The sequence below is a fragment of the Mammaliicoccus sp. I-M35 genome (genome assembly GCF_022386455.1).
Classification (GTDB): domain Bacteria; phylum Bacillota; class Bacilli; order Staphylococcales; family Staphylococcaceae; genus Mammaliicoccus; species Mammaliicoccus sciuri_A.
This window is the reverse complement of sequence record NZ_JAJNIL010000014.1, coordinates 27,794-50,350: the sequence shown is the minus strand read 5'-3', so window position 1 is coordinate 50,350 and position 22,557 is coordinate 27,794. Positions and strand designations below refer to the sequence as shown.

Below are 22,557 nucleotides of genomic sequence, written 5' to 3'. Positions count from 1 at the left end.
CATATGGAACATCAACATTTACTCATATTTATAAAAGAACAAATGCCACGTTTAACAAAACATGAAAAACGTATTGCAGAATATTTTATTGAACATCCAGAAAAAACAATTAACTTGAGCGCTAAAGAACTAGGCAAATTAACGAATACAAGTGCGGCTTCTGTCATTAGATGTACCCATAAACTTGAATTTAAAGGGTTCACAGACTTGAAATTAGCGATTTCTAGATATTTACCTCAACATGAACAAAGTATTTATCAAGAAATTAAACAAGGTGAAACAGTCGACTCAATCAGTAAGAAACTCATCACAAGAGCTTCTCATACACTTGAAATGACCGAAAAGAATATTTCGAGTAAACATATTGAGGAGGTTGTTGATCAATTATACGATATAGATACGATTATCGTATTTGGTGTCGGTGCTTCAAGTTTGGTTGCTCAAGATTTGTATCAGAAGTTCACTAGAATAGGTAAACAAGTGATTCATTCTTTAGATACACACTTTTTAGCTACAGCCATTGCTTCACATAGTGATAGTTGTGTACTCATTGGTATATCTAATTCAGGTGAGAATCATGAGACGTTATCTTTAGCTAAAGTAGCTCGAAAATATGGTGTAAAAATAGTTGGTTTAACTCAGTCAGAACAGTCTACATTAGCAAAAAAATCTGATATATATTTAATTCATGATGCAAGTTCAGAAAAAAGTTTAAGATTAGCAGCGACAAGTTCTCTTATCTCTCAACTTATGACAATAGATATTCTTTTCTATAGTTATTTATCAAGAAATTATGATGAACACGTTGTAACGATGAGTAAAACAAGAGATGCAGTGGAATTGTATCTTGAATAGTATGGTTAAGAGCATGGACATTTGTCCATGCTCTTTCTATTAAGTATTATATTGAAAAAATAATAAAAAAATAGTACAATTTAACTAATAAACCTATTGCCAAAATATGTAATGTAATGATATTAATAATTTCAAAAAAGTTTAAATATCCTAAAGAAAAAGAAATGGCATAAGACAAATTATATAAATATTCTTCAACTCTATGAAACGAACATAACAGTCCTCTAAGCACTTATCATCACATTTCATATATTAAGAATTAAAGAAAGTTAGCGTGAAGTTATGAAACAAGTGGAAATTATAAGAATATTAGATGATACGTCATTTATTATTAATGCAGGAACAAATAAGGGTATTAAACCTGGTTATTATATTGATGTATTGAAAAGGGATAAGTCATATAATTATATTGCAAAAGTAGAAGAAGTTTATCCAGAGTTATCTTTATGTACAAGATACGGAGAACAAAGGTTATTTTATGGTGAAGTTGTAAGAATTAGATATCCAGATGCGTTTAATATAGAAACAAAAGTTATTAAATCAAAAACAAATAGAAAAAGACGTAAAAAGAGAGGATGAGATCGCCGAATCTCATCCTCTTTCCCGTTTAATATGTCATTAAAATTAAAAAACAAGTAACGTTGTATATTTACAAGAATACTCTATCATATAATGTATAGATTTTCCAGAAATAAGTAGGAAATCTTTGTATAAATTTTAAAATTATTAAAATAAAATTTAAGTTGTGTACAGAATTATGTTCAATATGGAAATATGAGATAAATAAATGTATAATAAAGAAAAAAATAGAATGGACTGAGAACACGTGGCAAACCAATATGAGCGTTCTGCAAAGAAAAAGAAGTCAACAGCATTCAAAATAGTAACGACAATCGTCATTATTTTATTACTCGTATTTTTATTAGTGATCGCATTTTTTGTCTATAAATTCTTCGCATTAGGTAATTCAATACATAATCCATTAGACAGAGATAAATCAGAATTACGAAAGAAAGCAGTAGATACAAATGGTGATCCGATATCTATCGCATTATTCGGAATAGATTCAGATTCAACAAGAGCAGCAGCGGGTGGAGGAGAAAGATCGGACTCAATCTTATTATTATCTATCAATCCTGATAAGAAAAAGACTGTTATGGTAAGTGTACCTAGAGATACGAGAGCTCAAATCGTAGGTAGAGATTCTGTCGAGAAAATTAACCATGCATATGCATACGGTGGACCGAAGATGGCCATTAATTCTTTAGAGAAATTAATGAATGTACCAATTGACCATTATGCGACGATTAATATGGATGGTGTTAAAGAATTAGTTGACCAAGCAGGCGGCGTAACCGTTAAAAGTAATGCAACATTTACCGTTAAAGGTAATTCATATGTTAAAGGTCAAAAGTACAAGCTTGATGGAGACGAAGCTTTAGCATTTATTAGAAGTAGAAAAGAAGATGGTGCTGGTGGAGACTTTGGTAGACAAGAAAGACAACAACTTGTTATTCAAGCATTAGCAAATGAATTAGTAAGTATCGGTTCATTACCGAAAATCAACCAAATCTTTGATACATTAGGTGATAATGTTCAAACAGATTTAAAAATTTCACAAATCAATAGTTTAAGATCTAAATATAGTGATGCATTAGATAATGTTGATAGAAATCAATTAGAAGGCCAAGATACTATTCTAGATGATGGATTGTATTATTTCGTACCTAGCGATTCAAGCAAGAAAGAAGTCGTAGATAACTATCGTACTAATTTAGAATTAGATTAAATAAATAATCTTGGACATCAATCGATGCCCAAGATTTTTTTGGATTTTTATTAAGTTTGTTTGAATATGTGTTTCTCTATCCTCTATTCTGTACGATCAATAATTGAACAGCGTTCGTCTTTAAGAAATAAGTTTCATCAATTTTATTTGTGTTATAATCTGCCATTTCTATATCTGGCGAACAATATCTATCTAATAATACTGTATTTAAGAAATCCAAATTACCATGAGTATGATCTAATTTTCTAATCGCTTTAAAGATATTTCCGTTGTCTTGGTCGAATGTAATTTTCGTGACTCTGAATTTATCGAATGGGATGTCACGATAAGATAAGATAATCCCGATATTATTTTGATAGTTGATATCATGCGGATGATACAGTTCATAGTTAAATAATAAATAGAATATTTTATTGTGAATTTCAAATTTAATATAGTTTGGCCCTTCATAAAATTCATGACCGTTAAAATGACTCAGAATAGATAATAAATAATTCGTCGGACTTTTACAGTGATATTTTAAATACAAAGATAATGGTTGTTCGATAGCTGAATATTTAGCAGAAGCTTCTTCCATTAACCAAAATCCTATACCAGATATGTAATTCGTAATACTCATTAAATGCTTTAACATAATGGCCGCATTAAAATAAAAGCTTTTACTAGTATACGTATCACCGTTTAATATATTCCATTCCATTGGGATAACATGTTTATTTTTTGATTTTAAATAAGCCATATTTTGAATGAGTTGTTTCGTATGTTGGTTTGTAATGTCTGCGATATCATAATTGTTTATTTCATCTAAGTTATACAAGTCGTTAAAGTTATAACTTAATGCAAAAGCATCAATGTCTTCATATTGCGAGAAATCAATCTCTAATTCTTCATATATATGCATAAATGGATTTGGCGCATTTATTCCAATTTGTATATCAGGTAACTTTATCTTTGTTTCTCTAATTTGCTTTTTAACATGATGAATATCGCTAAAATCTACATCAAAGAATATTTCTCCATTCTTGTTATAAAAATAATTGTAAATGGCATCTATTAATTCATGCCAGTTGTTTTTAAAGTTGTCGTCGTCATAATCAATATCATATATTTTTATGGCTGGTATGATTCTCGTATCTGAAAACATACTTAAACAAAATGCTAAATTTTGTTTATAATGATTTTGTTGTTCTGTATCAAAGAAAGTCTTCATAGAACAGTGAATAACAATGATTGGCATATCCGTCATTTTCTCTACATTTTCTAAAATTTCCCCAAGAAAAGGTGTATAGAAATCATGAACATCACCGACATGTAAATATGTCTTATGGTTTGCTGAGAGGGTCTTAAAAGGTACATCACTAAAGGCCATTCTTTTATATTCATGAACAAACGATTTATTATGCATCAATTTTTGTAATTTAGAAATCAATGAAGCTTTTTCTTCGTTAGAAATCACTGCATTTTCTTTATCTTTTTTATGACGTCTATATTGTAGTCGGTATTGATTAGGCGTTACATGAAACTGCTCTTTAAATTGTCTATTAAAGTTATGATAACTAGAAAAACCATGACTGTTTGCAATTTGCTCAGTTTTAAACTGTGTGAACAGTAATGCATATGTCGCTTGAAAAAGTCTTGTTTCTTTTAAATATTGAATGAATGTTGTCCCCATTTGTTTAGAGAATTCTCTAGATAAATGTTCAGGAGAAATATAAAAATGACTCGCGACACTATTAAGTGATAATCTTTCGTGATAATTTTGATCAATATATTGTTTTACTTTATAAATAAGGCTGCTGAGTTCTATTTCAATATGACCATAATTTTTAGTATCCACTTGAAAACGTTCAAACATAATTTTATAAATCTCAACAACGTAATTACTGCATCTAATTTTAACGTTTGTTAAGTTTGCAAGAATAGCTCTAATATATAAATCTTTAATTTCATGTTTATATCTATCTAATTCATTTGTCTTCGAAGTACGGGGGATTCTAAAGACAAATGCCTCTTCTCCACTTAAATTTTCCATCATCGCATAGCTAATATGAAGTATAGCGACCAATCCATTATTAATAATCGGTAAATAATTATCGTTATCTTGAAGATAAAATAAATCACCAACATTATATTCATAAGTCGTATGATTTAAAGTAAGTTCTGTATGACCTTCTAAAACGAAACATAAAGCGCCATATCCGAGTAATTTCGGATTAATGATACTTTCTTTATGTAGTGAAATCTTATAGTTGTACAAATAATCACCTCTCAATAAAGACAAATTATGGAATAAAACATCAAAATCTGTCATTATATTTATTTATTTAACAATATGATATCAAAAATCGTATGTAAATGTTACCTAATTTAATAAAATGGAGAAGATACTTTATAATAAATCAAATATGTTAATCGATTTAATCAAAATATGAATTTAAAACGCGTTAAAATAATAATTAATGAAATTTGTGTGTTGTGAACTATTAAAAATCGGGAAAAATTAAATTGGAGGGCTTTACTTGATAGAAACATTCAACAAAACTATTCAACAAATGATCGACTATGAAAATAAAGTAACAACTTTAAAAAATGAAAAGAAATTATCACTCGTTGACTTCATTATTTTAGAAGAAATATACACTGCAAAAGAAATTACAATCAAAGAAATTCTAAGTGGAAAGCTTTTAGAATTAAAAACAAGACCTTCTAATATTGGTACAAACTTAGCAAAATTATATAGAAAAGGTTTAATCGATAAATATAGAAGTAATCTCGACGAAAGAAAAGTTTACTACTTTATGGATGCAGAACATAAAGAAAAATACGAAACACTCGTTAAAGATATATAAGAAAAAAGGCAAGGACAAAATTTATGTCCTTGCCTTTTCTAATTCTCTAGAATACTTATTTAATCAATTGACGTGTGCTGCGCTCGATATATTGTGCAGAATGGATTGATACGAGCTCACCTTTGTTTAAGTTAAATAAGTTAAGCTTCATAATTTTATTCATCGCATCTTCAACGATGTCGCTTGTTAAGTTTGCTTTTGGATTTTGAATTTGTAATGTAAATGTCTTATCTAATGATGTTTTGAATGTTAACTCCAATACTCTTTTCATATTTTCACCTCCTAAATGGTTTTTAGATAGCATTAATTTTCTATCTGTATTGTTTTGACGATATACGCATCTTTAAATTTCTCGTCACTTAATGTTTCGATAATGCCTTTAAAAGTTTTAACTTGTTCTGGTGTAACGTTTAAATTAATTGCATTAAATTTACGTTGAACAGTTTTTACTTTAGAAGCTTCATCTAAATACTGATGCAATAAAATGATGTTGATGTCTTTAACTGTTTCCATAAGTAAAACCTCCTTTCACTTTATATATCGAAATAAGTATGTAAAAACGACAAAAAAATGTATAAATTACTTTCATGTTACTCAAATATATATTATTATTAATATGTACCTTAATTAGGAAGGATGGACCAAATTTATGCAACAAGTATCTCCAATTAAGAATAAAGATGACATTAGAGCAATGTATGAAGTATTGAAATCACATAGTGAACGAGACTATTTATTGTTTAGCTTAGCTATTCATACGGGTATGAAAGTAAACCAGTTACTTAATTTAACAGTCCGAGATTTATATGATGAGGACAATGATATAAAGCAAGATTGGATCAATGATGAGCAGGATTTAATTAAAGTTGTGATACCGTTACATTTGAGATCGAGTTTATCTACTTTTATTTATGAAGAAGGATTAAAAAGAGATGACTTTGTTTTTATGTCTATCAAAACAAAAAAACAATTATCAAGACAACAAGCTTATCGAATTATACATGTTGCAGCTGAAGAAGTAGGGTTGAAGAATATCGGGTTGTACTCATTAAGGAAGACTTTTGCATATCATGCTTTCAAATCAGGGGTATCAGTTTCGATTATTCAAAAATATTTAGGACATCAGTCTTTAATAGAAACATTAAAATTCATTGATGTCACAACTATAAAAAAAGAAACGACAATTGAACTTAATATATAGAGAGAAAGGGGTTAATGTATGGCTTTAATATGGCTGTTTTTAATGATTATCGTTGTGATGTCAATCGTGCTCATGACGATGAATACAAAGTTTAGCCGATTTGCTGGATGGCTAAGTTTAATTGCGCCAGTTCTAAGTTCCATATATTTCTTAAGTCAAATTAAGACGATATATGCTGGCCAAAGTATTACTTATTTCCAAGAGTGGATTCCACTTGTCGATGTTAATTTAGATTTACGTTTAGATGGTCTATCTTTAATTTTTGCACTACTTATTTCATTAATTGGTGCAGGTGTCTTCTTATATGCCATTTATTATCTTTCCCATGAAAAAGAGAATCTTCCAAGATTTTATACGTATTTGTTAATGTTTATGTTAGCAATGTTAGGTGTCGTACTTTCAAATAATACGATATTGTTATATACATTTTGGGAGTTAACAAGTATTTCTTCATTCTTGCTCATTTCATATTGGTATCAACGTAGAAAGAGTCAAGACGGTGCTTTGAAATCATTTTTAATTACAGTGTTTGGCGGTATGGCAATGTTAGTAGGATTGATTTTGCTATACAGCATTACGGGTACGAATACAATTACTGAACAAGTCGGTATGATTGATAAAATTTATGAATCACCATGGTTTGTACTTGCAGTCATTTTAATCTTACTCGGAGCATTTACGAAATCTGCACAATTTCCATTTCATATTTGGTTGCCAGATGCAATGGAAGCACCAACGCCTGTCAGTGCTTATTTACATTCAGCAACAATGGTTAAAGCAGGATTATATTTATTATTAAGATTTACACCAATTATCGGTCAAAGTACATGGGTCGTTTATACAGTTGTTACTATCGGTTTAGTGACGTTATTAGTCGGTTCATTCTTTGCAGTTAACAAGAAAGATTTAAAAGCCATGCTTGCCTATTCAACAATCAGTCAGCTCGGTATGATTATGACGATGATCGGTTTAGGGCTATTAGCATTAAATAGTAATTTTAAAGCTGATAATGAAATCTTTTTAGCGAGTTTATTTGCAGCATTATTCCATTTAATTAACCATGCGATTTTCAAAAGTGTTCTATTTATGGGTGTTGGTATTATCGACCATGAAACAGGAACAAGAGATGTTAAAAAGCTTGGTGGATTAAGAACAATCATGCCAATAACAGCAGTTGTCATGACAATCAGTGCACTATCTATGGCAGGTATTCCGTTATTTAATGGTTTCTTAAGTAAAGAGAAGTTCTTTACGAGTTTAGTTGAAACAGGTCACACAGATATCTTTAATCAAACGATGTCTACCGTGATGATATTAGCTGGGTTTATCGGCAGTATATTTACATTTGTATATTGTATTAAACTCATTAAAGAACCATTTTTCGGTAAGCTTAAAAAAGAACAATTACCGAAAGTACCACGTCATGATGGTGGCGGGTTATTAATCTCACCAATGATTATCGTATTGTTTGTTCCAATCATTTTCTTTGTACCGAATGTATTAGGAGAATATTTAATTGGTCCAGCATTAAGAGATATATTCCACGATAGCGAGATTATGGCTCATTTACCACATATTAAAGCATGGCACGGATTTACAGTAGAATTATTCTTAACACTTGGCATATACATTATTGGGACACTTCTTATACTCGTGCCAAAATGGGATGTTATTTATAGTAAGATTTCTAAAAACTTAGAAATCAATACGCTATATACAAAAGGTATGGATGCATTAGATCGTATCAGTACGTTTTCAATTCAAGGTATTATGAATAATAAACTGAACCAATATTTACACATTATTTATGTAATCTTCTTTGTCATTATGGGATATGGTATTTATCAAGTCGGTATTTATGATATTGCTTATTACCATATTACTGAAGCGACAACATTTGAAATCATTATATTAATTAATATAGTGATTACTGCAACAGCGTTAATGTTTATACGTGAGAGAATGACAATGACGATTTTAAATGGTGTCATCGGGTATTCGATCGCGGTCGTATTCATATTTATGAAAGCACCTGATTTAGCTTTAACGCAACTAGTTATAGAAACGATTACGACAGTATTATTCTTATTAGTGTTCTATCATTTACCAAACGTTCAGAAAGATACACCAAACGTTATGAGTGAAATTGTGAAACTAACAATTGCTTTATTAATGGCAGTATTTGTTGTGGTCTTTGTCATTATGATGCAACAAGATAGTCTGTTCGACAAAATTTCATTCTACTATGATAATGCTTACGAATTAGCAGGTGTTAAAAATATCGTTAATGGTATTCTAGGAGATTTTAGAGCGTTAGATACAATGCTTGAAGGAATCGTTATATTAATTGCAGGATTAGGTATATTTACATTAGTTAAATTTAAGATAAGAAAGGATGAGCCAAATGAAAGAAAATGATGTTGTATTAGAAACGATATCCAAAATTGCTATATTCATAATATTGACGTTTGGATTTTATATTTTTCTTGCTGGTCACGATAACCCAGGCGGTGGGTTTATAGGTGGGCTCGTCTTTAGTTCAGCTTTTATCTTAATGTTTTTAGCTTTTGATGTGGAAACAGTCGTTCAATCAATGCCATTAGACTTTAGAGCAGTTACGATTATTGGATGTCTCATTTCAATTGGTACAGGTATTATTCCTATGTTCTTTGGACATCCGATGTTAACACATGAAGATGGCTATATGACGTGGCCGTTGTTAGGTGAGATTCATTTATCAAGCGTTACACTTTTTGAGCTCGGCATACTACTTACTGTAGTAGGGGCAGTTGTAACAATTATGCTTGCGATAAGTGGTGATAACAGTTGAATTTAATACTAGTTATTATAATAGGCGTACTCACATTTGTAGGAACATATATGATTTTGTCTAAAAACTTAATTCGAATTGTTATTGGTACAGCAATTTATACACACGTAGCAAACTTAATGATTTTATCAATGAGCGAGTTCGGTGGGAAGAATGTTCCACTTATTAATGGAGAAGGAAAAGATTATGTCGATCCTTTACCTCAAGCATTGATCTTAACAGCGATCGTTATTGGTTTTGCTGTTACGGCATTTTTACTCGTACTTATATATAGAACATTTAAGTTGACGAAAGTAAATAGAATAGAGGCGTTACGCGGTGAGGATGAAGATGTAGATGAATAATTTAATATTAGTACCATTACTCGTACCTTTAATTACTGGATTAATATTGTTCTTCTTTAAAGAACGTTTAGCTTTAACAAGACGTATCGCGATAACGAGTTTATCAATCACAACAATCATTTCGGTATGGCTACTTATAGAAGTTAGTTTAAATAAAGTACTTGTTATTAACTTTGGAGATTGGCAACCGCCATATGGTATACAGTTTGTCGGAGATGAATTAGCACTTCTATTTACGTCTGTTTCTTGTTTTGTTGTAACAGTTATTATATATTTTGGTTTTGGTAAACGAGAAAGAGTAGCAAATAGATATTTCTTACCATCTTTTATACTATTTTTATTAACAGGTGTTAACGGAAGCTTCTTAACGGCAGATATCTTCAATTTATACGTTATGTTTGAAATTATGTTATTAGCATCATTTGTATTATTAACACTGGGACAATCTATTGAACAATTAAGAGCGAGTGTTATTTATGTTGTTATTAACGTTGTCAGTTCTTGGTTCTTCTTAATGGGTGTAGCATATTTATATGGAACGCTAGGTACTTTGAACTTTGGACATATCGCAATGCGCATAACTGAAAGTAATCAACCAACGACCGTTACTTTAGTAGCAGTTATTATGATTTTCGTCTTTGGTGGTAAAGCAGCCTTAGTCATGTTTATGTGGTTGCCGAAAGCATATGCTGCTTTAAACACTGAGTTAGCAGCATTGTTTGCCAGCCTTATGACTAAAGTCGGTGTCTATGCATTGATAAGAGTTATGGTGTTGATGTTCGATGAAAAGCCAGAAGTTACACATTTCCTATTATATATTATGGCTATCATCACAATGATCATCGGCAGTATCGGTGTATTAGGATTTAAAGATATTAAAAAGATTGCAGCTTACCAAGTTATTTTATCAATAGGATTTGCTGTCCTCGGTTTAAGTGCGAATAATAGCGATGGTATTACAGGGGCAATATTCTATGTCAGTCACGATATGATTATCAAAACATTACTATTCTTAATCATCGGTACTTTCGTATTATTATCAGGCACGAGATATTATGATCAATTTGGTGGATTAATTAAATATTATCCGAGTCTAGGGATTATATTCTTTATCACGATATTATCAATCGGTGGTGTACCACCCTTTAGTGGATTTCCTGGGAAATTATTAATTATTAAAGGTGCTTTAGATAATGGTTATACAATAGGTGTCATCGTGATGGTGATTACAAGTGTTATCGCAATGTACAGTTTACTAAGAATATTCTTAGTGATGTACTTTGGTAGAAACGATATTCCTAAAGTTGAAAGGGTACCACTTTCTAAACATAAATTATATGCGATGATCATATTAACAGTAGCTACTATCGCATTAGGTATAGCATCACAATATGTATTGAACATTTCAGAATTGGCAGCACAATTTAACATACATGAACAGTCATATATTAAAGAAATTATTCCAAACGTAGAAGTGGAGGCGAAGTAATAATGGCACAGTTGTTATTAAATATTTTAATCGCCTTCTTATGGACGTTATTCCAAGATGAAGATAAATTTCATTTATCAACCTTTGTAGGTGGATATCTCATTGGTATTGTTATTGTTTATTTAATGCATAGATTCTTTGGACATGTCTTCTACTTGAAAAAGGTTTGGGTAATCTTCAAGTTTATATGTGTTTATAACTATCAACTTGTGACTTCAAGTATGACAACAATCAATTATATTTTATTTAAAACAAACAAAGTTAATCCAGGTCTTGTAACTTATGAAACAACATTAAAACAAGATTGGGCGATTACATTGTTAACATTGCTTATTATGCTTACACCAGGTTCCGTCGTGCTTAGACTTTCACCTGATGGTAGAAGATTCTTTATACATGCAATTGATATATCAGATAAAGAAAAAGAAATTTTAACGAAGCAAATTAAGAAATATGAAAAACTAATCTGGGAGGTGCTTAAATAATGTCATTTATCATATTAGCAATTATCAAAACAGCGCTTGTTATATATGGTATTTCCATTGTTGTCGTACTTCTCAGAACGATCATAGGTCCAACTACTGCTGATAGAGTCATTGCTTTTGATGCAATCGGTGCGATTTTAGTTTCCGTAGTAGGGGTATTAAGCATTATTTATGATACATTCAGTTATTTAGAAGCGAGTTTGATTATCGCAATACTTTCTTTCTTGAGTACAGTAGGTATTTCACGTTTCATAGAAGGGGGTCGTGTCTTTGAATCTAAGCGAGATCGTTAGTTTAATTGCCGCTTTATCAATATTGTTAGGTTCAATAGCAGCGCTCATCAGTGCGATAGGAATTGTACGCTTTAGAGATACATTTCTTCGAAGTCATGCCGCTACTAAAAGTTCTACATTATCTGTGTTGCTTACTTTGACAGGTGTGTTTATATATTTCTTAGTGACACAAGAATACTTTAGTGTCCGAACATTATTAACAATACTGTTCTTATATTTAACATCTCCAGTAGCAGGACATATGATTATTAGAGCAGCTTATAATTCAGGATCATATATGTATATGAAAGAATTTACTAAAAAAGGTACTTCGTTAAACTTTAGATATGATCGTAAAGAAACAAAAAAAGACAGACGAAGAAGAGCCGAAAAAAGACAAGTGATGAACGAAGCATTTTCTAAAAATGATAAAGAAACATTTAGTAAATATAAACAAGTCATGAAAAAAGATGATCCAACATTAAAATAATAGAATTTATTTGAGAAGTGTATGTTATGGGATGTCGTTAGGGACAGAATTCCGAGAAATGTCTCTAAGAGGTGTCGTTAGGGACAGAATTCCGAGAAATGTCCGTAAGAGGTGCTGTTAGGGACAGAATTCGAAATAATGATAGTTACAGCGTTCTAATTACCAGAATTCGGAATAATGATAGTTACAGCGTTCTAATTACCACAATTCAGAAAAATGGAAGTTAAATACACAAAAAAGAGGCCGAGATTTCATCATCTCGGCCTCTTTTTTCATTATTTCATACTATTATGAATAGCTTCTGCATTGTGTTCCATCATATTGTAATATGAGTTACCTTTAGAATCTTTTTTACCAATTGAATCTGTAAATACTTCATCTTTAATGTTGAGGTTTGTTTCTTCTGCTAATGTTTGCATACTTTTCTTATCAACACTTGTTTCGACGACTAATGATTTTAGGTCATGGTCTTTCACAAATTTAATGGCTTGCTTCATTTGATCTGGTGTACCTTGTTTTTCTGTATTAATCTCCCAAATATATCCTGGTGTTATATGATAGCTTTTCGCAAAGTATTTAAATGCACCTTCACTTGTTATAAAAGCACGTTTATCTTCAGGAATATCATTGAATGCTGTCATCATTTTATGATGTAGTTTATCTAATTTATTCGTGTATTTTTCAGCATTATCTTTAAATTGTTTGCTGTGATCTTTATCAATATCACTTAAGTGCTTTTCAATTGTATTGACGTATTTTATACCATTTTCAAGACTTAACCAAGCGTGTGGATCGATTTTATTTTTATCGCCTTCTCCACCTTTTAAATAGATAGGTGTAACGTCTTCAGTTGCTTGAATAACATTTTTGTCTGAGACTTTTTTACCTGCTTGTTCTAATGCTTTTTCAAACCAACCATTTCCACTTTCAAGGTTAAAACCATTATATATAATAACATCTGCATCTGTTAATGCTTTGACGTCTTTAGGTTTAATTTCATATTCGTGAGGGTCTTGTCCGATAGGGACGATGCTTGTAACTTTTGCATCAGACTTTGTTACTTCTTTAGTCATGTCCGCTAATATTGAATTTGTTGTTACTATTTTTAAATGTTTGTCTTCATTAGATGATGTTGCATTACAAGCACATAGTAAAACAATGATAGCGAGTAATGGCATAAATAATTTCTTCATGTTTAACCTCCTAAGCAAATTTTAATTTCATTTTATGTATGGTGAATGTAATCATGTACACTAAGCAGCAGACTAATACGATACACGCGCCACTTGGTAAGTTATAAAGGTAACTAATATACATGCCACAGGCCGCACATATTGCACTGATAACACTTGCGACAATCATCATTGATTTTAATGATTTTGTAATTAAAAATGCGGCTGAACTCGGTGTAATAAGAAGTGCAACGACAAGTATAATGCCCACTGTTTGTAAACTAGCAACTGTAACGAGTGCTAATAGCATCATGACAAAATAATGAATGACTTTTACATTTAAACCGCTCATTCTAGCTGCAATAGGGTCAAACGTTGATAAATGCAAGGGTTTGTAAAATAATATGACACAAGCGATAACGATTAGACTAACTATACTCGTTGTATAAAATGCACTTGAAGTTACTGCTAATATGTTCCCAAATAAAATATGATATAAATCAGTAGAGGAGTTAATTTGACTTATGATAATAATTCCAAGGGAAAAGAATGCAGTAAAGATAATACCGATAGCTGCGTCATTTTTAGTTTTTGAGTGTTGGGCAATGTAACCAATCAGAAAGCTCGTTAACATACCGGTAACAAGCGCACCTATAAACATCGGGATGTTCAATACGTAACTTATAGCAACACCAGGCAGTACAGCGTGGCTCATAGCATCACCCATTAAAGACAAACCTCTTAATATAATGAGGCTACCTACAATGCCACAAACAACACCAACTACAATAGCAGTAATCAGCGCTCGACTTAAGAAATTATATTGTATAAGGGATGAGATAAATTCATTAATCATGGTGTAACGCCTTCCTTTAGAAATACTTCTTTAATATTGTGTTCTGTTAAAGCTTCAGATGCTGTGCCAAAAAATTTAATAGTTCGATTGAGGAGGATGATTCTATCGAAATATAATTTGGCTTTTTGAATATCATGATGAACAATAATGATGAGTTTTCCTTCTGACTTTAATCTTCTAAGCATGTTTATCATGATTTCTTCACTTTTAAAATCAATACCGACAAATGGTTCATCGAGACATAATAAATCACTGTCTTTCATTAAAGATTTTGCTAAAAGAACACGTTGTAATTGACCACCACTTAATTGATTTAATGTCTTGTCTTTTAATTCAGTTAGTTGTAACTCTGACATTAATTGATCCCTTTTTTGATACGCTTCTTTTTTTAATGGCCTAAACCAACCTGATGTAGCATAATAGCCTGTTAATAAACTATCTTGAACAGTGATAGGGAAATCTAAATCTAATTGATTTCTTTGAGGAATATACGTTAATTGTTTCAACTGTTGGTTTATCGGTTTATCATGCCAATAAACTTCTCCTGATGCCTTAAATTCACCCAAAATCGATTTAATAAATGAAGATTTTCCTGCACCATTCGGTCCCATAATGCCAATTAATTCACCTGTAGATTCAATGGTTAAATTAATATCATGCAATATGTGCTGTTGACCTAAATATAGATTCAAATTTTTTACCTGCAACATGTTATCACCTTTTCTAAAAATAAGTTTAGGCTAACCTAAACTATAATTCGATTATATTAGAAAATTATCTAAAGTCAAGAGATAGCCTGTAAAAATAAATCGTGGTACAATAAATATATGATAATAAAAGTGAGGTCAGAGTAGATGTTGACTGAAGAACAAGAAGACTACTTAAAAGCGATTTTTGGATTAAATGGCACAACAGATTACGTATCCAATAAGAATTTAGCGCAAGATTTAAATATTAAACCTTCATCAGTTAGTGAAATGATGTTACGTTTGAAAAAGGATGACTACGTAGATATTCGTCCTTATAAAGGTGTGAAATTAACTCAGAAGGGGTTAGATCATACAACTAATATTATTAAAAGACATAGACTCATAGAGCGATTCTTAATAGAAGAACTTGAATATACTTGGGATGAAGTTCACGAAGAGGCAGAAATATTAGAACATCGTGTATCTGACCGTTTTATAGATAAGATAGATAAGTTAATGGGTTACCCAACAACTTGTCCGCATGGTGGTATTATTCCAAGAGAGAATCAAATAGAGGAAATTTATAACACATCATTAAATGAGTTTGAAATTGGAGATGACGTTGAAATTAAACGTGTAATGGATTACGTGAATCTCTTAGATTATTTAAGTAATCAAGAATTGCATATTGGCGATGTAGTAACAATTAGCAATAAAGATAGCTTAAACCAGCTCATAGAACTTAAACTAAAAGATAAAACAATTATGATAAGTGAAACAAATGCATCATATTTGTTTGGTATAAAAACAGCTTAATAAATAAAAACCAGCAGAAATTCAAGCGAATGAATTTCTGCTGGTTTTTTGTTAATGGATTAAAATAACGCACGAAGACTACGAGATATCGTGCGCTAAGGTACAAAATCAGGGTGTAACGCACGAAGACTACGAGATATCGTGCGCTAAGGTAAAAAATCAGGGTGTAACGCACGAAGACTACGAGATATCGTGCGCTAAGGTAAAAAATCAGGGTGTAACGCACGAAGACTATAAGATATCGTGCGCTAAGGTACAAAATCAGGGTGTAACGCACGAAGACTACGAGATATCGTGCGATAAGGTACAAAATCAGGGTGTAACGCACGAAGACTTCAAGATATCGTGCGCTAAAGTATAAAGTCGAATTATACTACGCGAAGACTCCATATTTAAAGTTCCAATATCTATGGCCATAAAATATTGAATGTATACATAACCGCATATACATTAATCGCTATCCATATAACACTAAAGAAAATAGTTGGAATTTTAGTGAGTTGTCTTAACTGACTACCATCCCATTCTTGTCTTGAACGTGAGAATGTTAATAGGAATATTGTAATACTTGATTGTGCGACTTCACCTAATAATGTTCCTAAACTAATGTGATAAATATACGTAATGATTTGTCCAAAGTCATGTATATTTGGTGCAGATAGTACTTCATATAAAGCTACTGCAATAATGACGAGAATGATACTTGGGATAAATTTCCTAGATGTTAATATGACATAGAATAAAAACATGATCAGAAGAATGATTAAGAAAATTGGTCCGAATGTGTGATGTTTTAGCCATACACCTAAAATCAACATTATCGGCGGCATGATATAACCGAATAAAGTCGTTATAAATTGATTTAAACGTGATTTGGAACCAGTAACGGCATAACCTTGTCTACCGGTTTCCATGCGCTCTTTACGACGCCAAACAACTACGAGGTCTTTAGGTTTACCACCTGATAGTTTATTTGCTATAACATGACCCATCTCATGGATGAGTATTGGAAAATAACCTAAAATGATATCAATTAAACTTAAAATGGGCTGTTGTCTTCTATGATGAACAAATACATATATAAGCGCGATGATCGTTATCATTGTTAAGGATAAATTTATTGGTTCTGATAGGAAATTCGGTAAAAATTGAATCAAAAAAACGTCACCTCGTATTGAATAGTTTAAGACTATTCTACACTAAAGTGACGTTTTTGTTGTCGGACTTAAGACTTAATATCCGTTATTATTTTTTCTTACGCTTAATTAACCAAGTTAATAAAAGAATGATTCCAGCAATAAGTAAGATTGACGCTGTCATAATAATAGGTCTATTATCCGTACTTGTTACTTTTTTCTTTGTTTCGTTAAATTTATGTTTACTTGGTGTTTCTACTTTTACAGATGGTGGACCATAACTATCATTGATATAAGAACGGTTATAATCAATGCTTGCACGTCCATCTTTAAGTACGACTTTATAATCTTCGCCTTTACGTACGACATCATATAAGTCTTCTGTAACGTAGTATTTTTTGCCATTAATTTTTTGAGTACCTTTAGATAATACTTTTTTCCATTCATATTCTTTGAATGATTTTTCCATCAAGCTATTACCCATCATATTACGTTCTTTCTCTCCACCAACACTGTTGTAATCTCCTGCACCTAAAAGAACTTGGTTAATTCTTAATCCATCTCTTTTAGTAGAAAGACTGTGGTTATAGTCGGCAGTGTCACTAGAACCCGTTTTTAGACCATCAGTACCTTTAAGTGACATATCTGCACCTTCAAGTGAATGATTATACGTATAATATGTAACGTAGTGAACAGTAGGGGCAACTTTTTTAGTGTATTCTAAAATGTCAGGATACTGTTTTACAAGATGTTGCGTTAAAATGGCAAAATCTCTAGCTGTTGTATAGTTATCTTCATCTGATTGGTAACGTTTAGCTTTATATTCTAGTAATAAATTATTAGAAGCACCATTAGCATTGTAGAACTTCGTATGTTCCATGCCTAATTTCTTAGCTGTCTCATTCATGTAGTCAACAAAGTCAGAATCTAAATCCTTTTTTTGTTGTTTTGATGCTGTATTTTTATTAGAGTCTTTATCTTTTTTATCTATCTTTTTAGCAGAAGCTAAGTTCTCAGCTTTCATCGTTTCTCTTCCTAAAATCATCGCACCTGCATTAGAAGAGTTAGAAACGGTAATTTGCATGAGTTCAGAAATTGTATAAACATCTCCTGGATACAATTTTGTATTACTTAATTCTGGTAATGTAGATAAACGATATTCTTCGTTTGTCATTTTAACTTTAGCATTTTTATCAAGTTTGCCACTATTGATTGCTTTCTCAGTTAAATATAATGTCATTAATTTAGACATACTAGCTGGATACCATTTAGCATCTATTTTATATTCATACAAAATTTGACCAGTATCAGAACTATAGTTAATAGCGCCTTCAGGTTCATAGATTTCACCGAGTGAGTATCCATCTTCATTGGCTACTTGTGTTGGTGATTTCGGATTATCCGCTGCATAAGCACTTTGAGTTACTGGTATGCTTAATAAAAGTAATGCAAAAAATAATAATAGACTTTTTTTCATGAATAAGACCTCTTCATTTATTTTTAAAATTAACTATATCATTCTAACATATATTAATTAACTACCCTACAATAAGATAACAAATGAACGTTAATTTTTTGTGAACATATTTTAAATTTGGTATGTATAATCTCAATGCTGTAAAATATACTATATCATTAATTTTAGTAAAGAGGTTATTAAAATGACAAAACAAAATCCTCTGCTTTATTTATTAAAAAAGGTAGACTGGCCTAAAAAATTAGTGTTTACGGCTATGACACTTTCTATTTTAGGTAGTCTTAGTGGTTTGCTTGTACCATTATTTACTGGGAAATTAGTAGATACATTTAATGCAGAAAATTTGGATTTAAGAATGGTTTGGCTATTTATAGGCGTATTTTTGGTAAATGCAGTCTTGAGCGGTATCGGGACATATTTACTAAGCAAGATTGGTGAAAAAACAATTTATTCAATTAGAGAAAAGTTATGGAAGCATTTAATCAATTTGAAAATGAGTTTCTTTGACAAAAACGAAAGTGGTCAATTGATGAGTAGAATTACAGATGATACAAATGTGATTAACTTATTTATCTCTGAAAAAGCACCAAGTGTATTACCATCATTGTTAACACTTATTGGTTCGATTGTGATGTTATTTATTTTAGATTGGCAAATGACACTCATGACATTTCTGATCTTACCTATATTTATCGGGATAATGGTACCATTAGGACGAAAAATGGGTAAAATCTCAAAAGACACACAAACTGAGATTTCTAGGTTCAGCGGTATATTAGGAAGAGTACTGACAGAAATGAAATTAGTAAAAGTGACAACGTCAGAAGAAAAAGAACTAGAAAAAACAAAAGGTACTTTACTAGGTATATATGATCTAGGATTAAAGGAAGCGAAAATTAGAGCAATCATATCTCCACTTTCAGGCGTTATTATGACGTTAACCGTAGCTGTCATACTTGGATTTGGTGGTATTAGAGTTTCGAGTGGTGCGATTACTGCAGGGACATTAGTCGCAATGATATTCTATGTTGTGCAATTATCAGCGCCAATTTTGAATTTTTCTATGTTTTTAACGGATTATAAGAAAGCTGTCGGCGCAAGTGAACGTATCTATGAGATTTATCAAGAAGAAGCGGAAAAAAGAGGTGATGATCATAATCAACCGATTACGAATCATCAAGATATCACATTTGACAATGTTTCATTTGGATACGAAGATAATCCGGTCATTAAAGATTTATCTTTATCCATTCGTTCTGGAGAAGTGACAGCATTTGTAGGTCCTTCAGGTTCAGGAAAAAGTACATTGTTTAGTTTAATAGAAAGACTTTATCCAATCGATCATGGCCAAATATTATATGGAAACCAACCAATAGATGATATATCTTTAAAATATTGGCGACAGAAAATTGGATATGTTATGCAATCTAATGCGATGATGTCCGGGACAATACGCGATAATTTAACATATGGTGTCTATTCAGAAGTAGATGAAGAAACACTCATACATTATACGAAGATGGCACGTTGTTATGATTTTATAATGGCATTTCCACAAGGCTTTGATACAGAAATCGGTGAGAGAGGCACCAAATTATCTGGTGGGCAAAGACAACGTATAGATATCGCGCGAAGTTTCATTAAGAATCCAGATATTCTACTACTAGATGAAGCGACAGCTAATTTAGATAGTGAAAGTGAATTCTACATTCAACAAGCGTTGAATGAATTAATGAAAGATCGTACAACTATTGTGATTGCTCATAGACTTGCTACGATTAAAAAAGCGAATCAAATTGTATTTTTAGATAAGGGTGAAATCACAGGCGTAGGTACCCATCAAGAATTATTAGCATCTCATGATAAGTATAGACATTTTGTAAATACACAAAGTTTAACAGAATAATATAGAAGTGAATTGAACAAGATCCTAGAAAAATATTTCAGGATCTTGTTTTTTATTATAAAAAAATTTAAAAAATATGAGAAATAATGAAAACGCAACCATTTAGATGGGGCAAAGGATTCAATAAAAATCAAAAAACGAGTCAAAAATAATTCGTGAATTTTTTCACAAAATATGTGTCAAACCTATTGACCTCAGGGGATTGAGATGCTATATTTACATTGTGAAAAACATCACAAACGTTAAAGATGCGCATCTTGAAAAAATAAAATTAAGAAAGAAGTTGTTCATTGTGCTACTAAATAATATAAATCCATTAGACAACGTTACACTATCAGCAGTTGTTGCTAGTATACCGATTATATTATTTCTATTATGTTTAACAGTTTTTAAAATGAAAGGTATTTATGCATCTATTACAACACTTATTGTAACTTTAGTCATTGCATCATTTATCTTCGAATTACCACATACTGTAGCGACTGGTGCTATAACAGAAGGGTTCTTTCAAGGTATTCTTCCAATAGGCTATATCGTCGTAATGGCAGTATGGTTATACAAAGTTTCAATTGGTACAGGACAATTTAGTATCATTCAAGATAGTATTTCAGGTATTTCTCAAGACCAACGTATCCAATTATTATTAATAGGTTTTAGTTTTAATGCATTTTTAGAAGGTGCTGCTGGGTTTGGTGTTCCTATCGCAATATGTAGTGTATTGTTAATTCAAATTGGTTTTAAACCTTTACAGGCAGCAATGCTTTGCTTAATTGCTAACGGAGCAGCGGGCGCTTTTGGTGCGATAGGTATTCCAGTTGGCATTATAGATAGTTTAGGTCTTCACGGTAATATTTCAGCGCTTGAAGTATCACAGATTTCAACACTTACACTTCCAATCCTGAACTTCTTTATTCCATTTTTACTAGTCATGATATTGGATGGATTTAAAGGTGTGAAAGAAATTTTACCGATGATTCTTGTTGTAAGTACAACATACACTGGCTTACAAATATTGATTACGTATTTCCAAGGTCCAGAATTGGCTGATATTATTCCACCATTATTATCTATGGTTGCATTAGCAATTTTCTCAAAATATTATCAACCAAAAAATATTTTCAGAATTTCAGATCAAGAAGTATTGGAAACAAAGAAACATTCTGTTAAATCCATTATGTATGCATGGAGTCCATTCTATATTTTAACGATTTTCGTCATGATATGGAGTGCACCGTTTTTCAAAGCTTTATTTGCTGAAGGTGGTTTACTTTCTTCATTAGTATGGAATATAAGTATTCCGGGAACATTTAATGAAATTACTAATAAACTGATCACATTAAAAATCGACATCTTTAGCGCAACTGGTACAGCAATATTAATCTCAGTTGTGATTACAATATTAATTTCGAAACACTTTAAATTTAGTGACGCATTCAATTTACTAGGCGTAACAATTAAAGAATTGTGGTTACCAATTTTGACAATCTGTTTTATTTTAGCTATTGCTAAAATCACAACTTATGGCGGACTAACAGCTGCAATGGGTCAAGGTATTGCAAAAGCTGGTAACATCTTCCCAATACTATCTCCAGTATTAGGTTGGATAGGTGTATTCATGACTGGTTCAGTCGTTAATAACAACACATTATTTGCACCAATTCAAGCGTCAGTAGCAAGTCAAATTGGTACAAGCGGACCATTGTTAGTTGCAGCAAATACAGCAGGTGGTGTAGCAGCTAAATTAATCTCACCACAATCTATCGCGATTGCAACAGCTGCTGTTAGAGAAGTTGGTAAAGAGTCTGAATTGCTCAAAATGACTTTGAAATATAGTGTCGGATTCTTAATATTCATCTGTGTATGGACATTTATTTTAACAATAATTTTATAAATATAAATTG

Annotated in this window: 23 protein-coding genes; 15 read left to right on the top strand and 8 right to left on the bottom strand. The window is 31.5% G+C overall.

Features of this window, described 5'->3' with window-relative positions:
- The first annotated feature begins 3 nt into the window (after positions 1-3).
- From LQ679_RS13485 to LQ679_RS13475, 3 genes are all read left to right on the top strand, one after another.
- Positions 4-855, top strand: coding sequence for a MurR/RpiR family transcriptional regulator (locus LQ679_RS13485; protein WP_239763310.1), 852 nt, complete (start codon positions 4-6; stop codon positions 853-855).
- A gap of 282 nt (positions 856-1,137) precedes the next feature.
- The gene (locus tag LQ679_RS13480) at positions 1,138-1,434 is read left to right on the top strand and encodes a hypothetical protein (RefSeq protein ID WP_159316352.1); all 297 of its coding nucleotides are present in this window, start codon (positions 1,138-1,140) and stop codon (positions 1,432-1,434) included.
- 247 nt (positions 1,435-1,681) lie between these two features.
- Positions 1,682-2,644 (top strand): LCP family protein, encoded by a 963-nt coding sequence (locus LQ679_RS13475; RefSeq protein WP_037589837.1) that lies wholly within the window; start codon positions 1,682-1,684, stop codon positions 2,642-2,644.
- Positions 2,645-2,720: 76 nt separating this feature from the next.
- Here the strand turns inward: LQ679_RS13475 and LQ679_RS13470 are convergent, their stop codons facing one another.
- Positions 2,721-4,901 (bottom strand): AraC family transcriptional regulator, encoded by a 2,181-nt coding sequence (locus LQ679_RS13470; RefSeq protein WP_204167851.1) that lies wholly within the window; start codon positions 4,899-4,901, stop codon positions 2,721-2,723.
- A 262-nt stretch (positions 4,902-5,163) separates the two neighbouring features.
- Between LQ679_RS13470 and LQ679_RS13465 the strand changes: the two genes are divergently transcribed.
- The gene (locus tag LQ679_RS13465; RefSeq protein ID WP_025906024.1) at positions 5,164-5,493 is read left to right on the top strand and encodes a MarR family transcriptional regulator; all 330 of its coding nucleotides are present in this window, start codon (positions 5,164-5,166) and stop codon (positions 5,491-5,493) included.
- 55 nt (positions 5,494-5,548) lie between these two features.
- Here LQ679_RS13465 and LQ679_RS13460 read toward each other — a convergent pair whose 3' ends face one another.
- Both LQ679_RS13460 and LQ679_RS13455 read right to left on the bottom strand, forming a co-directional pair.
- Entirely contained in the window at positions 5,549-5,764 is a 216-nt protein-coding gene (locus LQ679_RS13460) for a DUF2922 domain-containing protein (protein ID WP_037589835.1), read from the bottom strand.
- 32 nt (positions 5,765-5,796) lie between these two features.
- A complete protein-coding gene (locus LQ679_RS13455) occupies positions 5,797-6,006 on the bottom strand; it encodes a DUF1659 domain-containing protein (protein WP_025906021.1) in 210 nt (69 codons plus the stop codon).
- Between the two features lie 136 nt (positions 6,007-6,142).
- Here LQ679_RS13455 and LQ679_RS13450 point away from each other — a divergent pair, with 136 nt between their 5' ends.
- From LQ679_RS13450 to LQ679_RS13415, 8 genes are read left to right on the top strand one after another with little or no spacing between them, the layout of a single operon-like run.
- The gene (locus LQ679_RS13450) at positions 6,143-6,694 is read left to right on the top strand and encodes a tyrosine-type recombinase/integrase (RefSeq protein ID WP_037589834.1); all 552 of its coding nucleotides are present in this window, start codon (positions 6,143-6,145) and stop codon (positions 6,692-6,694) included.
- A gap of 18 nt (positions 6,695-6,712) precedes the next feature.
- Entirely contained in the window at positions 6,713-9,112 is a 2,400-nt protein-coding gene (locus tag LQ679_RS13445; RefSeq protein WP_239763308.1) for a DUF4040 family protein, read from the top strand.
- Positions 9,099-9,524, top strand: coding sequence for a monovalent cation/H+ antiporter subunit B (locus LQ679_RS13440; RefSeq protein WP_025906014.1), 426 nt, complete (start codon positions 9,099-9,101; stop codon positions 9,522-9,524). Before LQ679_RS13445 ends, LQ679_RS13440 begins: the two co-directional genes overlap by 14 nt.
- The gene (locus LQ679_RS13435) at positions 9,521-9,868 is read left to right on the top strand and encodes a Na(+)/H(+) antiporter subunit C (protein ID WP_025906012.1); all 348 of its coding nucleotides are present in this window, start codon (positions 9,521-9,523) and stop codon (positions 9,866-9,868) included. The genes LQ679_RS13440 and LQ679_RS13435 overlap by 4 nt, the downstream gene beginning before the upstream one ends.
- Entirely contained in the window at positions 9,861-11,357 is a 1,497-nt protein-coding gene (locus LQ679_RS13430) for a Na+/H+ antiporter subunit D (RefSeq protein ID WP_159316348.1), read from the top strand. Before LQ679_RS13435 ends, LQ679_RS13430 begins: the two co-directional genes overlap by 8 nt.
- Positions 11,358-11,359: 2 nt before the next feature.
- Entirely contained in the window at positions 11,360-11,842 is a 483-nt protein-coding gene (locus LQ679_RS13425) for a Na+/H+ antiporter subunit E (RefSeq protein WP_025906008.1), read from the top strand.
- Positions 11,842-12,135 (top strand): monovalent cation/H+ antiporter complex subunit F, encoded by a 294-nt coding sequence (locus LQ679_RS13420; protein ID WP_049320936.1) that lies wholly within the window; start codon positions 11,842-11,844, stop codon positions 12,133-12,135. The genes LQ679_RS13425 and LQ679_RS13420 overlap by 1 nt, the downstream gene beginning before the upstream one ends.
- The gene (locus tag LQ679_RS13415) at positions 12,113-12,604 is read left to right on the top strand and encodes a Na+/H+ antiporter subunit G (protein ID WP_126477896.1); all 492 of its coding nucleotides are present in this window, start codon (positions 12,113-12,115) and stop codon (positions 12,602-12,604) included. Before LQ679_RS13420 ends, LQ679_RS13415 begins: the two co-directional genes overlap by 23 nt.
- Before the next feature lie 275 nt (positions 12,605-12,879).
- Here the strand turns inward: LQ679_RS13415 and mntC are convergent, their stop codons facing one another.
- The 3 genes from mntC to LQ679_RS13400 are packed head-to-tail and all read right to left on the bottom strand — an operon-like array spanning position 12,880 to position 15,342.
- Complete coding sequence (gene mntC, locus LQ679_RS13410; protein ID WP_239763306.1) at positions 12,880-13,797, bottom strand: manganese ABC transporter substrate-binding lipoprotein MntC; 918 nt, start codon at positions 13,795-13,797, stop codon at positions 12,880-12,882.
- A 10-nt stretch (positions 13,798-13,807) separates the two neighbouring features.
- Complete coding sequence (locus tag LQ679_RS13405) at positions 13,808-14,632, bottom strand: metal ABC transporter permease (RefSeq protein ID WP_159316346.1); 825 nt, start codon at positions 14,630-14,632, stop codon at positions 13,808-13,810.
- Complete coding sequence (locus LQ679_RS13400) at positions 14,629-15,342, bottom strand: metal ABC transporter ATP-binding protein (RefSeq protein WP_025905997.1); 714 nt, start codon at positions 15,340-15,342, stop codon at positions 14,629-14,631. Before LQ679_RS13400 ends, LQ679_RS13405 begins: the two co-directional genes overlap by 4 nt.
- Before the next feature lie 144 nt (positions 15,343-15,486).
- Between LQ679_RS13400 and LQ679_RS13395 the strand changes: the two genes are divergently transcribed.
- Entirely contained in the window at positions 15,487-16,137 is a 651-nt protein-coding gene (locus tag LQ679_RS13395) for a metal-dependent transcriptional regulator (RefSeq protein ID WP_025905995.1), read from the top strand.
- Positions 16,138-16,544: 407 nt separating this feature from the next.
- On the opposite strand, the gene LQ679_RS13390 is transcribed toward LQ679_RS13395, so the two are convergent.
- Positions 16,545-17,294, bottom strand: coding sequence for a M50 family metallopeptidase (locus LQ679_RS13390; protein ID WP_051575454.1), 750 nt, complete (start codon positions 17,292-17,294; stop codon positions 16,545-16,547).
- A gap of 88 nt (positions 17,295-17,382) precedes the next feature.
- Entirely contained in the window at positions 17,383-18,750 is a 1,368-nt protein-coding gene (pbp4, locus tag LQ679_RS13385) for a penicillin-binding protein PBP4 (protein WP_204188294.1), read from the bottom strand.
- Positions 18,751-18,934: 184 nt separating this feature from the next.
- On the opposite strand from pbp4, the gene LQ679_RS13380 reads away from it, so the two are divergent.
- Positions 18,935-20,656, top strand: coding sequence for an ABC transporter ATP-binding protein (locus LQ679_RS13380; RefSeq protein WP_126477899.1), 1,722 nt, complete (start codon positions 18,935-18,937; stop codon positions 20,654-20,656).
- A gap of 292 nt (positions 20,657-20,948) precedes the next feature.
- Positions 20,949-22,547, top strand: a complete 1,599-nt coding sequence (locus LQ679_RS13375) for an L-lactate permease (RefSeq protein ID WP_126477900.1) — start codon at positions 20,949-20,951, stop codon at positions 22,545-22,547.
- Positions 22,548-22,557: the final 10 nt, after the last annotated feature.